Source organism: Pseudomonas sp. VD-NE ins (genome assembly GCF_031882575.1).
GTDB classification, from domain to species: Bacteria; Pseudomonadota; Gammaproteobacteria; order Pseudomonadales; family Pseudomonadaceae; genus Aquipseudomonas; species Aquipseudomonas fluorescens_BZ.
On record NZ_CP134772.1, the window covers coordinates 2,343,282 to 2,356,917 of the forward strand.

The following is a 13,636-nucleotide window of genomic DNA, read 5'->3' on the forward strand; positions in this document are numbered from 1 at the left end:
GGCTTACATGAAGTTGTACTGCACGCCCAGACGCCAGCGAGCCTGGCGGTCGGGCGAGGTGGAGTCGACTTTGATGTCGCCGATTTCCATGAAGGGTGCCCATTGTTTGGTGAGCTTGTATTTGACGATTAGGTTCTGTTCGTAGTCGTTCTTCTTGTTGTCGTAGCGGATGTAGTCGGTCTTGAAATAGATGAACTGATATTCGTAGGCCCACTTGTTGGCGGGCGTGTAGCCGAGCCAGCCTTCGAAGCGGTGGGTGGTCTGGTCATCCTTGTAGTGATCGGGCATGTCTTTGTTGACCTGATCGCGATCGAGTTTGCGCAGGTCCAGGCGATAGCGCGTCGCGACGTAGAAGGCGTCGTCGATCTTGTAGTTGTACTTGAGGCCGAACTTGTAGGCGGTCGCATCCTTCGAGCTGTCCATCTGAAACGCCGGGGTCAGCGTCGACTGCGCGCTGAGCTTGTAGTTGTAGCTCACCGTGAACTCATGGCCGTTGTTGACCATGTTGTCGTAGGCGACATCTTTGCGGTCACCGGCCGTGCGGTATTTCATCTCCGCCTCAAACCCCAGTCCGCTGTCCAGGCGGTAGTTGAGCTTGATTCGGTCGGCGTGGGCGCTGTCCTCCTCGGTGTACTGATGGCGGTAGTTGAGGCTGGCAGAGTCAGCGTGGGCAGAGAAGGGCAGGCCGAGGGCCGCGACAGTGACGAGCGTGCGTAGGGTGGTGTTCATACGGTCTTCTTTTTTGTTTTTGTTAGGGTCGTTTGACGAGTACTACAGGCACCGCGATGTTGCGTATGGCTCTCATTTGAGGCGCAGATATAAGTTATCGTACGACAAGATGACTCGTCTACGTGATTTTGCTGGTTTAGAAACATATTGATACATATATGCCATATGAATAGGGGTCTAAAGCAAGTCCTGTTATTCCGTAGTCATCTTTAAATATGGCGCTTTACTAGGCATTTAGCCGAAAAGGCTTCGATTAGAAGAGGTGTTATTGGGTCTTTTCAAGTGTTGTACGATGACCTATGATCGGTCGCAACCGACGACACTCCTGTCACAAATCCAATAAGAAGGCTCAAGACGTCCATGAGAATCACAGCAGTCAACGTCCAGGTTTTTTCCTATCCCACCCGCCGCGCAGTCGACAGCGCCGGTCATGCTCATCCCGGTGATGTCAGTCAGGCGCAAATGGCGTTGCTGCGCATCCAGACTGAAGACGGCAAGGAGGGTTACGCCCTCGGCGCGCCGGAGCTGATTCGTCCTTATGTGCTGGACGGTTTTGTGCGCAAGGTGCTGGTCGGGCAGAACGCCTTCGATCGCGAAAAGATCTGGCATGACCTGGCGCACTGGCAGCGTGGCAGCGCCAGCCAGTTGACTGATCGCGCGCTGGCGTTGGTCGAGCAGGCGTTGTGGGATTGGGCGGGGCGCAAGCTCGGCGTGCCGGTGCACAAGTTGATCGGCGGTTTTCGCGACAAGGTGCCGGCGTACGGCTCAACCATGTGCGGCGATGAATTGCCTGAGGGCCTGGCGACGCCGGAAGACTACGGACGCTTTGCCGAAACGCTGGTCAAGCGCGGCTACAAGGCGATCAAATTGCACACCTGGATGCCGCCGGTCTCGTTCGCGCCGAGCCCTCGGATTGACGTCAAAGCCTGCGCGGCAGTGCGCGAAGCGGTGGGCCCGGACATCGCCTTGATGCTCGACGGTTATCACTGGTACAGCCGCACCGAAGCGCTGTACATCGGACGCGAACTGGAAAAACTCGACTTCGCCTGGTTCGAAGAACCGATGATGGAAGAGTCCGCCGAATCCTATGCCTGGCTGGCTGGGCAACTGGACATTCCGGTACTCGGACCGGAAACACTGTCCGGCAAACACCTGAGCCGGGCCAGTTGGGTCAAGCACGACGTTTGCGACATTCTGCGTGCCGGCGTCGCCGGGGTCGGCGGGATCGGACCTTGCCTGAAAGTCGCGCACATGGCCGAGTCGTTTGGCATGGACTGCGAAATCCATGGCAACGGCGCAGCCAACCTGACGGTGGTCGGCGCGATCAAGAACTGCACCTGGTACGAGCGCGGTTTGCTGCACCCGTACCTGGATTACGACGAGGTGCCGGCGTACCTCAAGCGCCTGGTCGACCCGATGGACAGCGACGGTTTTGTGCATTTGTCCGACCTGCCGGGTCTGGGCGAAGACATCGACTTCAACTTCATCGAGATGAACACGCTTAAAAGCTTCTGACGTGTACGCGGGCTGCCCGGTGCATGCCGGGCTGTCCGAGAGCCCTATAAATATAAGAAAGGCACTCTCGCTATGAACATTCTTCCTTCGCTGTGGGCGCGGGTTCTGGTGGCTACCCTGACGGTGACCGCGCTACCTGTCGTGCATGCCAAAACCCCGGCCGATCAATTGATCGTCGGCATGAGCATGATCAATCTGCTGTCCCTCGACCCGGCAGCCGCCACCGGCCTGGACGTGTCGGAGATCAATGCCAACCTCTATGACATGTTGCTGGTGCAAGACGTCGCTGCGCCGGATCGGCTGTTGCCGGCACTCGCCGAGCGCTGGCAAGTCAGCGATGACCGCAAGACCCTGACCTTCAATCTGCGTCAGGGCGTGCAATTTCAATCGGGCAACCCGTTGAGCGCCGAAGACGTCGCCTGGTCGTTGCAGCGCGTGCTCAAACTCAATCTCGCGTTGGCGTCGACCTGGAAGGCTTACGGTTTTACTGCTGACAACGTCGAGCGTTCGATGCGCGCGACCGATGCCAATACCTTCGTCATTGAACTGCCGCGACCCACCGACCCGCAGTTGGTGCTCAACACGCTGGCGACGTCGCCAAGCGCCTTCATTCTTGATCGCAAAAAAGTCCTCGAACATCAGAAAAACAATGACCTGGGCGCCGCCTGGCTGGTGACGCACGCTGCCGGCAGTGGTGCCTTCGTGCTCAATGACTGGCGGGCCAACGACGTGATTCTGATGAGCCGTTTCGACGGTTACTGGGGCGGCCCGGCCAAGCTCAAACGCATCGTCATGCGCAATATGACCGAGTCGCAGTCGTTGCGGCTGATGATCGAGCGGGGCGACCTCGACATCGCCAAAGGCATGGCGGCGCCGGACATCCAGGCCTTGCAGAACAGCGACAAGGTCCGCACGCAAACTCTGCAACGCGGCACGCTGTACTACGTCGCACTGAGTGTGAAGCAGCCGATGTTCGCCGACGCGCGCGTGCGCAAGGCTGTGCGCTCGTTGATCGACTACCAGGGCATCAACCAGACCGTCATGCCGCACTACGGCGTGATCAATCAGCGGCCGATGCCGTTGGGATTGGCCGCGCGCCTGCCGGATCCCGGTTATCGGCTGAATGTCGATGAGGCCAAAAAACTCCTCGCCGAAGCCGGTTACCCCAACGGGTTCAAGACCAGTATTCGCGTGCTGGCCGAGCCGCCCTTCATCAACATTGCCTCCAATCTGCAATCGACGCTGGCGCAGGCCGGGATCGAAGCCAGCATCATCACCGGCACCGGTAACCAGATCTACGGCGCCATGCGTGAGCGCAGTTTCGACATCATCGTCGGCCGTGGCGGTGGCGGCGCCGAACGTCATCCCCATTCGAGCCTGCGCACGCTGGTGTACAACCCGGATAACCGTGACGAAGCCAAGCTGAGCAACTTTCAGGGCTGGCGCACTTCGTTCTACAGTCCCGAGTTGAATCAGTTGATCGAGAGTGCCGAAGTCGAGCCCGATGCGCAGAAACAACTGGCGCAGTATCAGGACATCCAGCAGCAACTCGATCAGCAAGTGGGCGCGATTCTGCCGGTCTCGCAGATGACCGACACGGTGTTGGTTTACGCCGATGTTGCCGATTTCCAAGGGCACACAGCCGCGACCACACGCTACAAAGACGTCTACAAAAAACGCTGAAATGCACGGATGAACTTCGCGTGCCGGGTGCACCGGTGACCGTTTTATCAGGAGCTGACTATGTTTGTTATGACTGCCTCTGCCATGGGAGCCCGCGCCTCCAATACCGCGCGGCGTGCCAGCACGGTACTGGTGACGTTACTGGGCCTGTTGGCGCTGACGTTTATCATCGGTCGGGTGATGCCGCTCGATCCGGTGCTGGCGGTGGTCGGGCCGGACGCCGACAGTTCGACCTACGATCAGGTGTATCGGGCGATGGGGCTGGACAAACCGATCTGGACCCAGTTCGGCCTGTACCTCAATGACTTGCTGCACGGCAATTTCGGTAACGCGCTGTTGACCGGGCACCCGGTGCTCGATGACATCCGCCGAGTGTTCCCGGCCACCATCGAGCTGGCGACCCTGGCCATCCTCTTCGGTGTGCTGATCGGTTTGCCGCTGGGCGTCTGCGCGGCGAGTAATCAAGGGCGACTGGGCGATCATGTCGCCCGAGTGATTACCCTGTTCGGCTATTCCACGCCGATTTTCTGGCTGGGCATGATGGGCTTGCTGGTGTTTTACGCCTGGCTCGGCTGGGCCGGGGGCGCCGGTCGCATCGACCTGGCGTACGACGGCATGGTGCCCGAGGTCACCGGGCTGTTGCTGATCGATTCGAGTCTGGCAGGTGATTGGGAAGCCTTCGCCAGCGCCTTGCGCCACATCGTATTGCCGGCGCTGATCCTCGGGCTGAACTCGGTGGCTTACATCAGTCGGATGACCCGCAGCTTCATGCTCGAGCAACTGTCTCAGGAATACATCATCACCGCTCGGGTCAAGGGGTTGTCGCGCCGCCAGGTGGTCTGGGGTCACGCCTTTCGCAACATCCTCGTGCAACTGCTCACAGTGGTGGCGCTGGCTTACGGCTCGCTGCTCGAAGGCGCGGTGCTGATCGAAACGGTCTTTGCCTGGCCGGGTTTCGGCCAGTACCTGACCAGCAGCCTGATGCTCGGCGACATGAATGCGGTGATGGGCTGTGTGCTGGTGATCGGTTTGATTTTTGTCGCGCTCAACCTGATCAGCGATGCCTTGTACAAGGTCTTCGATCCGCGCACCCGTTAACACGCTTGGCAGCAGCACTAAAAATTATAAAAAGAAGGATTTTTCAATGACGACTGCATTTACCAAACTGCACGCTGGCCTGTTGGCGGCGATCCTGGCGCTGGTGCCGATGACACAGGCCAGCGCCAAGACGCCGGCCGATCAACTGATCGTCGGCATGAGCATGGTCAACCTGTTTTCCATCGATCCGGCCAACGCGCCGGGCCTCGATGCTTCCGGCGTCAATGCCAATCTTTACGACACTCTGGTCAAGCGAGATCAGGGCAATCCGGAACAGCATCTGCCGCAACTGGCCGAGCGCTGGGCGATCAGCGACGACGGCAAGCAGATAACCTTTCATTTGCGTCAGGACGTGAAGTTTCACTCCGGCAATCCGCTGACCGCTGAAGACGTGGCCTGGTCGCTGTACCGGGTGATGAAACTGAATTTCGGCCTGGCCACGACCTGGAAAGCCTACGGTTATAACGTCGACAACATTCAGTCACTGATCCGCGCCGGCGATGCCCATACGCTGGTCATCGACTTGCCGCAAACCATGGATCCGCTGTTGTTGATCGACTCGCTGGCGATCTCGCCGAGCGCGGTGGTGATCGATCGCAAAACAGCGTTGGCGCATGAGAAAAACGCTGACCTCGGGGCTAACTGGCTGGTGACCAACGAGGCCGGCAGCGGACCGTTTGTGCTGAGCAAATGGACAGCGAACGACTCGCTGTTGCTGACCCGCTTCGACGGTTATTGGGGCGGTGCTGCCAAGCTCAAGCGCGTGGTGGTGCGGCACATGACCGAATCGCAGTCGCTGCGCCTGATGCTGGAACGCGGTGACCTCGATCTCGCGTACGGCATGGCCGCACCGGACATCCGCGCCATCGACGGTTCGGAAAAAATCCACGTGCAGTCATTGCCGCGCGGCACCATGTATTACGTTGCGCTGAGCATGAAGCAACCCGAATTTGCCAATCCCAAAGTGCGCGAAGCGGTGCGCAGCCTGATCGACTACAAGGGCCTGGACGAACAGGTGATGCCGTATTACGGCCAGCTGAATCAGCAGCCGATGCAACTCGGTCTGGCGGCGCGCCTGCCGGATCCGGGTTATCACATGGACGTCGCCAAGGCGAAAAAGCTCCTCGCCGAAGCGGGGTATCCGGACGGCTTCACCACCACTATTCGCACATTGTCAGAGCCGCCCTTCATCGACATCGCCGCGCGTCTGCAAGCGACGCTGGCCGAGGGCGGGATCAAGGCCAGCATCGTCAACGGCACCGGCAACCAGGTGTACGGCGCCATGCGTGCGCGCAACTTCGACATCATCGTTGCGCGCGGGGCCGAGCGCTATCCGCATCCGTATTTCAGCCTGCGCACGTTTGCCTACAACCCCAACAACAGTGATGACGCCGGCCTGCCGAATTTCCAGGGCTGGCGTGCGTCGTTTTTCAGCCCGCAGCTCAATAGCCTGATTGATCAGGCCGGGGTCGAACGCGATGCCGGCCAGCGGCTGAACCTGTATCACCAGGCGCAGAAAATCTACGACGAGCAGGTCGGCCCGATCATGATGATTTCGCAGATGACCGACACCGTGGTCAGCGCCGCCGACGTCAAGGGTTTTGCCGGTGATGATGCCGAGGCGACGCGTTATCTGGGTGTCTACAAACAACGCTGAACGCTGCCCGGTGCGTCGGCGTACGCGCTGGGTGATCCTCAATTCAATCCGAGAACATGCCCATGATTGCCAACATGTCTTCTACTGATTCGAGCGCCAAGCGGCGGTCGGATCGTACCCCCGGATCCAGCTTCGACGCCTTCTGTAAAAGTGCCCTGAAAGTCTTGCGGCACCTGCTGCGCAACCCGATGACCCTGGCCGGATTGCTGGTCGCGCTGGTGCTGGTGGTGGTGGCGCTGTTTGCGCCGTGGATCGCCACCCATGATCCGGTGGCGCAGAACCTCGCCAATGCCCTGCAGGCGCCGGGCGCCGCCCACTGGTTCGGCACCGATGAATACGGCCGGGATATCTTCAGTCGGCTGGTCTACGGTTCGCGCATCACGCTGTACATCATCACCCTGGTGACGGTCATCGTCGGCCCGATCGGGCTGTTTATCGGCACCGTCTCCGGCTATTACGGTGGTGTTGTCGACACGGTATTCATGCGCCTGACCGACATCTTCATTTCCTTCCCCAGCCTGGTGCTGGCGCTGGCGTTCATCGCTGCGCTCGGTCCGGGCCTGGAACACGCGGTGGTAGCGATTGCGCTGACGTCGTGGCCGCCGATCGCGCGACTGGCGCGGGCCGAAACCCTGTCGTTGCGCAAGGCTGACTTCGTCGTGGCGGTCGAACTGCAAGGGGCTTCGTCAACGCGAATCATCCTGCGCCACATTGTGCCGATGTGCATGTCGTCGGTGATCATCCGCCTGACCATGAACATGGCCGGGATCATTCTCACCGCAGCGGCATTGGGCTTTCTCGGCCTCGGTGCGCAAGCGCCGTCGCCGGAGTGGGGCGCGATGATTTCCACCGGGCGTCGCTACATGCTCGAGTGCTGGTGGCTGGTGGCTGTTCCGGGCGCCGCAATCATGTTGGTCAGCCTGGCTTTCAACCTGTTGGGCGACGGCCTGCGGGACATTCTTGATCCGCGCAGCGAGTAATCGGAGGCTGTATGTCTGCAATCAAATTGAACGTCGAAGGGCTCAATGTGCGCTTCGTCAATGCTCAGAAAGAAACTCATGCCGTGCGCGACGTGTCCTTCACCCTCGGGCGGGAAAAACTCGCCATTGTCGGTGAGTCGGGCTCGGGCAAATCGACGGTCGGTCGCAGCCTGCTGAAACTGCACCCGGCCAGTGCGCGGATCACTGCCAAGGCCATGCAGTTCGGTGAAGTCGATCTGCTGTCAGCCGGCGAAAAGGTCATGCAGAAGATTCGTGGCCAGCGCATTTCGATGATCATGCAGGACCCGAAATACTCGCTGAACCCGGTGGTCAAGGTTGGCGATCAGATTGCCGAGGCGTATCTGGCGCACCACAAGGCCAGTCGCAGCGAGGCCCGCGAGCGGGTGTTGGAAATGCTTGAAAAAGTGCATATCCGTGATCCGCAACGGGTCTACAACCTGTACCCGCATGAGGTTTCCGGGGGTATGGGCCAGCGCATCATGATCGCGATGATGGTCATCACTCGTCCACAGGTGATCATCGCCGACGAGCCGACCTCGGCCCTTGATGTGTCGGTGCGTCAGCAAGTGCTCAACGTGCTGGAAGAACTGGTCGAGCAGCAGGAAATGGGTCTGATATTTGTCAGCCACGACCTCAACCTTGTGCGCAATTACTGCGACCGCGTGTTGGTGATGTACGCCGGCAGGGTGGTCGAATCGCTCGCCGCCGGCGACCTGCAACATGCGCAACATCCCTATACCCGCGGCCTGATGGCGGCGTTGCCGAGCATGGACAACCGTCGCGAACGGTTGCCGGTGTTGCAACGCGATCCACTGTGGCTGACTTGCTGAGGAATCGACCATGTCCATGATCCAAGCACACGCGCTGAACCTGAGTTTCGGTGCCGGCGCCGCCCTCAATCAGGTGCTGCACGACGTCAACCTCAGTGTCGCCGACGGCGAATCCTTCGGCCTGGTGGGGGAGTCCGGCTCCGGCAAGACCACCGTGTTGCGCTGTCTGGCCGGACAGTACCGGCACTGGACGGGCGAGTTGAGCATTGCCGGCGCGCCGCTGCAGCACAAGATTCCCAAGGAACATTTCCGTCAGGTGCAGATGGTGTTCCAGGATCCCTATGGCTCGCTGCATCCGCGCCACACCGTCGACACGGCGCTGCGTGAGCCGCTGATTATCCACGGCGTGCGCGACAAGGACGACCGGATCAACGAGATCCTGCTCAAGGTCGGTCTGAACGACAGTTACCGTTTTCGCTATCCGCACCAGTTGTCCGGTGGCCAGCGCCAGCGCGTGGCAATTGCCCGTGCGCTGATTCTCGAGCCGCGCGTGTTGCTGCTCGATGAGCCGACCTCGGCGCTGGATGTCTCGGTGCAGGCGGAGATTCTCAATCTGCTGGCGGATTTGCGCCGGCGCGAAAAACTCACCTACCTGATGGTCACTCACGATCTCGGTGTGGTCACGCACCTGTGTGATCGAGTGGCGGTAATGCAGCAGGGCAAGATCGTCGAGCTGCTCGACAGTCAGGCGCTCAGCCAGGATCTGGCAAGCCACGCCTACACGCGGATGCTGGTGCAGGCCAGTCGTGATTTCAGCCAGGAATCGGTGCGCCAGCTCGCTGGTTAAGCCGATCCATCAAGGAGCGCGACATGCCGCATTGCCTTATCGATTGCCCGCAAACCCTGGCCCGCCGTGTCGGCGAGCAAGCCCTGCTCGCTACCGTGCATGACGCCCTCGATGCCTTCGGCCTGTTCAAGGCCGGCGACATCAAGGTGCGCCTCAATACGTTCGAGCACTACCGCTGCGGCGCGGGCGAGGACGATTTTGTCCACGTCGTCCTGTCGGTGTTGTCCGGGCGCAGCGCTGAACAGCGCCGGCGTCTGGCCTCGGCGACCGTGGCGGCGCTGGTTGCGTTACTGCCGGACGTCGAGTCGCTGTCGATGGAGGTTGTGGAAATGCCCCGCGAGACGTTCGTCAACCGCAGCCAATATCTGCAAGAAGCCGGATTGTCGGCCTGAACAAGGAGTGCTCATGCCTTATCGATATGTTGTTCCGACGCAGCGCAGACAGCCTTTGGCTTTGTCGCTGGCAGCCACATTGACGCTGGTTTGCAGTGTCCCATCGTGGGCGCTGGAGGCGCCGGCAAAACTGCAGGTGCCGACCTTGGCCTACGATGATCAGCAGATCATCCTGGTTTGGGAAAAGCCCGCCGATCACGCCGATATCAGCGACTACCGGGTCTACGCCAACGGTGTGTTGCTGGGCGGCAGCAACGCCAACAATGACCGCGTCTCGCCGGCCAAACCTTACATCGACCGCTTCTACGAACAGGACGTTGCCGGTTTTCACCATCGCATCGGCATTCACAGTTACACCGCGCAAGGCTTGAAACCGGATACGGCCTATCGGTTCACCGTGCGTTCGGTGGGCACCGATGGCAAGGAGTCGGCCGACAGTCCGGCCCTTGTGCAGCGTACGAGCAAGGTCGCGGCCGTCTTCGATGTGAGGAAATATGGCGCCAAGGGTGACGGCAAAAGCCTCGATACCCTGGCGATTCAGAACGCCATCGACGCCTGCACCCCCGGTTGCAAAGTATGGTTGCCCAAGGGCACCTACAAAAGCGGGGCGCTTTACCTGAAGAGCAACATCACCGTGGAAATCGCCGAGGGTGCAACGCTGTTGGGTTCCGAGCGTGCCGAAGACTATCCGCTGGCTGGCTACATCCAGTATCCGTATTCGAGCACCGTGCGCCCGGCGTCGCTGATCAATGCCTTGCCGCGCGATCCGCGGCAGCATCAGTCGTTCGAAAACATCCGCATCGTCGGCAAAGGCACGATTGACGGCAACGGCTGGAAGCGCCGCGCCGATGTCGTCGACGAACGCGGTCAGCCATTGCCGTTCTACCTGCCCAGCGACAACACCCGCTACCAGCAGGACGGCATTCTGGCCAAGGCGCAAGTCGAGCAAGCGGTCGCGCGCGGCATGAACGTCAAGGACGCCTACGGGCAGATGCGCTCGTCGCTGATCACCCTGCGCAACGTGAAAAACGTGTTCTACGGTGGTTTCACCGTGGTGAACCCGGCCTTCCACGGGATCATGAACCTGGAAACCGAAAACGTGGTGCTGGCCAACACCACGCATAAAACCTACGACGCCAATAACGGTGACGGCATCGAATTCGCCAATAGCAAGGGCGCGATGGTCTTCAACAACTTCTTTGATACCGGCGATGACTGCGTCAATTTTGCTGCGGGTACCGGAGCTGATGCCGTGCAGCAAAAGCCACAGGAAGATGCCTGGATCTTCAATAACTACTTTCGCAAGGGCCACGGCATGGTGGTTGCCGGCAGCCATACCGGCGCGTGGATTCAAAACATCCTGGCCGAAGACAACGTTTCCGATGGCACCGATGCTGGCCTGCGCATGAAGAGCACCAACTTCATGGGCGGCGGCGCGCGTAACGTGATCTTCCGCGACTCGGCAATCCGCAATACGCTCAAGCAGGCGTTCATTTTTACCCTCGACTACAACGATCCGAACGCCAAGCTGGATTACCAGCGCTCAACCATTCCCGGGCAATTCCGTGATATCCGCGTCGCCGACGTGAGCGTGGAAAATGCCCAAGGCAAGGCAATCGAGGTCAAGGGCGACAGTCAGCACAACGCTTGGCATCAGGGGTTGGTGTTCGAGCGCGTGCGCTTCAGTGGTCCGGCCAAAGCGCAGATCGACGGGTTGAAGGATTCGCTGTTCGACCATGTGTCGTTCAGCGGGCACGGCGCTGCCAACCCGTGGCAAATCACCGGCAGTGTCGGGCTGACGTTCAAGGATGTGCAGCCGCCACCTTTGTAGAGCCTGATCAAGGTTTCGGCGATTTACCGAGGTCTTCCGAGTCGCTTGAAGTGGCTGCATCTTTCGCCGTTTCGTGGGACTCGGCGCCGGAGTTCGAGCCCGACGCCTCTTCACCTTTCTTGTCGGCCTTGTCTGCGTTGGATTGAGCTTTGCTGGCCTGATTCACGCCGGGAAGCGCGGTCGGTGGCGCGGCAGACTCGTCAGCTGCCTGCCCGGCTGCCGAGGCGAAAAGCGGGCAGGCCGCGAGCAGGCCTGCGAGGGTGAGCGCTGCAATTTTGCTGTTCATGATGGTCGTCTTCCGGTCGAAGCGGATGGTGATCATTGGAAGCGCCCGGCGAGCGAAGGTGCCCGCTGCTGGACGGGCGGTCAGTCGCTGCCGTTCTCATCACTTGAGGTCGACGATCTGGCTCCACTCAAGCCCGAACCGGCCGAGGTATTTCCTCAGTCGATCGGCATCGTTGGGTTGTGCCTTGGCCTGGCGCGAAATTCCGAACAGCCGGCGGCCGGCGTCGGACAAGCTGTCCGCCTGCCGGCACACCTCGATCACTGCCTTCAATTGCAAGCGGTCAAACAGATCCATGGTTTCGGCGTCCCCCGGCAATTCTCCTGAAATCGCCTGCGGTTGCGCCAAGCCCCAGGCGTAGCGCAGCCGATCAATTTCTTCCTGCACCTGTGCCTCGTCGATACGTCCGCTGTCGGCCAATGTCGCCATGCGCGTGATCGAGGCCGACAGTTCGCGGAAGTTGCCCAGCCACGCCGCCTCGCGAGAGCTGGCGAACGCCAGATAACTGCGCCGGGCTTCCAGATTGAAGCGCACCAGTTGCCCGTGTTCGCGGGCGTGGCGTTCCAGCTCGAAATCAATGTTCGGTTCGATGTCCTCGCGGCGGCCGGCGAGGCCGGGCAGATCGAATGTCCACAGGTTGATGCGCGCGTACAAATCTTCGCGGAACAGGCCGTCAGCAACCCGGCTGCGCAGGTCGCGGTGGGTGCCGGCAATAATCAGGAAATCGCTTTCGACTTCCTTGTCCGAGCCGAGCGGAAAGAAGCGTTTTTCTTCAATCGCCTTGAGCAGCATTGCCTGTTCGTCTGCGCCCAGTTCGCCGATCTCATCGAGAAACAGCATGCCGCCATCGGCAGCGCGCAACAGGCCGTCGCGGGCATTCTGTGCGCCGGTGAAGGCGCCTTTGACATGGCCGAACAACGCCGACATCGCGCCATCGCCACGCAAGGTGGCGCAGTTGACCTCGACAAAACGCCCCTGCATCTGATGGCGACTGCGTTTGAGTTCGTAGATGCGTCGGGCGAGGAAGGATTTGCCGGCGCCGGTCGGGCCGATCAGCAGCATCGGTGCCTTCGAGCGCACGGCCACGCGCTCGATCTGTTCGATCGAGCGGTTGAAGGCGGCGTTGCGTGTGGCGATGCCGGACTTCAAGAACTCCAGGCCTTCGAGGCGCTTGTTGGCGAAGCGCGACGCGATGCGATCGTAGCGCGACAGGTCGAGATCGATCAGGGCGTGAGTGCCGATGGCGTGATCGCCTTCGTTGCGCTTGGCGGGGGAGGTCTGGATCAGCCGCGCCGGCAGATAGCGCGCCTCAGTCAGCAGGAACCAGCAAATCTGCGCGACGTGGGTGCCGGTGGTGATGTGGACGAGGTAGTCCTCGCGCTCGGTGTCGAAATCGTAGGCGGTGGTGAAGTCGTGCAGCGCACCGTAGACCTCTTCGAAATCCCATGGGTTGCGCAGTACCATCGGGTGCAGGCGCACTTCGGTCTCTGGCGAAACCTGCTGGATGTCGACGCGCACCCGCTCGGCCAGGCTGACGTCACGAGCGTCGACGCCGTGAATCAGCTCGAGCCGGTTGATCAGCACGTCTTGCTGTTGGCATAGGCCAACGCTGGGGCGCCAATGGCTCCAGCGATTGGCGCCCTTGCCGACGCGATCGAGGGTGGCGCCGATAAAACCGATGGCGACGGTTTGCTTGTTTGGCATGTTTATCTCAAAAGATAAAAGACGATATCCAATGATAATTATTCGGCGATGGGTTTGTCGTCAGTTGATTCGGTGAAACACGACATAAAAAATAAAAACGTTGTAAATCAATAAGATATAAATATT

Annotated in this window: 12 protein-coding genes; 9 read left to right on the forward strand and 3 right to left on the reverse strand. The window is 60.1% G+C overall.

All coding sequences use genetic code 11. The annotated features are described in order from the left end of the window. Positions 1–3: 3 nt before the first annotated feature. Entirely contained in the window at positions 4–729 is a 726-nt protein-coding gene (locus tag RMV17_RS10280; RefSeq protein WP_034152649.1) for an oligogalacturonate-specific porin KdgM family protein, read from the reverse strand. Positions 730–1,089: 360 nt separating this feature from the next. On the opposite strand from RMV17_RS10280, the gene RMV17_RS10285 reads away from it, so the two are divergent. The 9 genes from RMV17_RS10285 to RMV17_RS10325 all read left to right on the forward strand — a co-directional run bounded on the left by RMV17_RS10285 (position 1,090) and on the right by RMV17_RS10325 (position 11,523). Beyond that, positions 1,090–2,244 carry a mandelate racemase family protein gene (locus tag RMV17_RS10285; protein ID WP_008079679.1) on the forward strand — a complete coding sequence of 385 codons (1,155 nt, stop codon included), beginning with the start codon at positions 1,090–1,092 and terminating at the stop codon, positions 2,242–2,244. Positions 2,245–2,316: 72 nt separating this feature from the next. After that, positions 2,317–3,927, forward strand: a complete 1,611-nt coding sequence (locus RMV17_RS10290) for an ABC transporter substrate-binding protein (protein WP_311886423.1) — start codon at positions 2,317–2,319, stop codon at positions 3,925–3,927. An 84-nt stretch (positions 3,928–4,011) separates the two neighbouring features. Continuing rightward, a complete protein-coding gene (locus tag RMV17_RS10295; RefSeq protein WP_016987798.1) occupies positions 4,012–5,025 on the forward strand; it encodes an ABC transporter permease subunit in 1,014 nt (337 codons plus the stop codon). Between the two features lie 46 nt (positions 5,026–5,071). Beyond that, positions 5,072–6,682 carry an ABC transporter substrate-binding protein gene (locus tag RMV17_RS10300; RefSeq protein WP_311886424.1) on the forward strand — a complete coding sequence of 537 codons (1,611 nt, stop codon included), beginning with the start codon at positions 5,072–5,074 and terminating at the stop codon, positions 6,680–6,682. A gap of 62 nt (positions 6,683–6,744) precedes the next feature. After that, positions 6,745–7,662: an ABC transporter permease gene (locus tag RMV17_RS10305; protein ID WP_034152645.1), complete on the forward strand. Its 918-nt coding sequence runs from the start codon at positions 6,745–6,747 to the stop codon at positions 7,660–7,662. A gap of 11 nt (positions 7,663–7,673) precedes the next feature. Then, positions 7,674–8,513: an ABC transporter ATP-binding protein gene (locus RMV17_RS10310; RefSeq protein ID WP_026000816.1), complete on the forward strand. Its 840-nt coding sequence runs from the start codon at positions 7,674–7,676 to the stop codon at positions 8,511–8,513. A gap of 10 nt (positions 8,514–8,523) precedes the next feature. Continuing rightward, positions 8,524–9,300, forward strand: a complete 777-nt coding sequence (locus RMV17_RS10315; protein WP_034152644.1) for an ABC transporter ATP-binding protein — start codon at positions 8,524–8,526, stop codon at positions 9,298–9,300. Positions 9,301–9,323: 23 nt separating this feature from the next. Beyond that, the gene (locus RMV17_RS10320; protein WP_311886425.1) at positions 9,324–9,692 is read left to right on the forward strand and encodes a 5-carboxymethyl-2-hydroxymuconate Delta-isomerase; all 369 of its coding nucleotides are present in this window, start codon (positions 9,324–9,326) and stop codon (positions 9,690–9,692) included. Between the two features lie 13 nt (positions 9,693–9,705). Continuing rightward, positions 9,706–11,523 (forward strand): glycoside hydrolase family 28 protein, encoded by a 1,818-nt coding sequence (locus tag RMV17_RS10325; protein ID WP_311886426.1) that lies wholly within the window; start codon positions 9,706–9,708, stop codon positions 11,521–11,523. A gap of 7 nt (positions 11,524–11,530) precedes the next feature. Here RMV17_RS10325 and RMV17_RS10330 read toward each other — a convergent pair whose 3' ends face one another. Together RMV17_RS10330 and rtcR are read right to left on the reverse strand one after the other, a co-directional pair. Beyond that, positions 11,531–11,809: a hypothetical protein gene (locus RMV17_RS10330; protein WP_108227098.1), complete on the reverse strand. Its 279-nt coding sequence runs from the start codon at positions 11,807–11,809 to the stop codon at positions 11,531–11,533. A gap of 99 nt (positions 11,810–11,908) precedes the next feature. Further along, on the reverse strand, positions 11,909–13,510 hold the full coding sequence (gene rtcR / locus RMV17_RS10335) for an RNA repair transcriptional activator RtcR (protein ID WP_311886427.1): 1,602 nt from the start codon (positions 13,508–13,510) through the stop codon (positions 11,909–11,911). Positions 13,511–13,636: the final 126 nt, after the last annotated feature.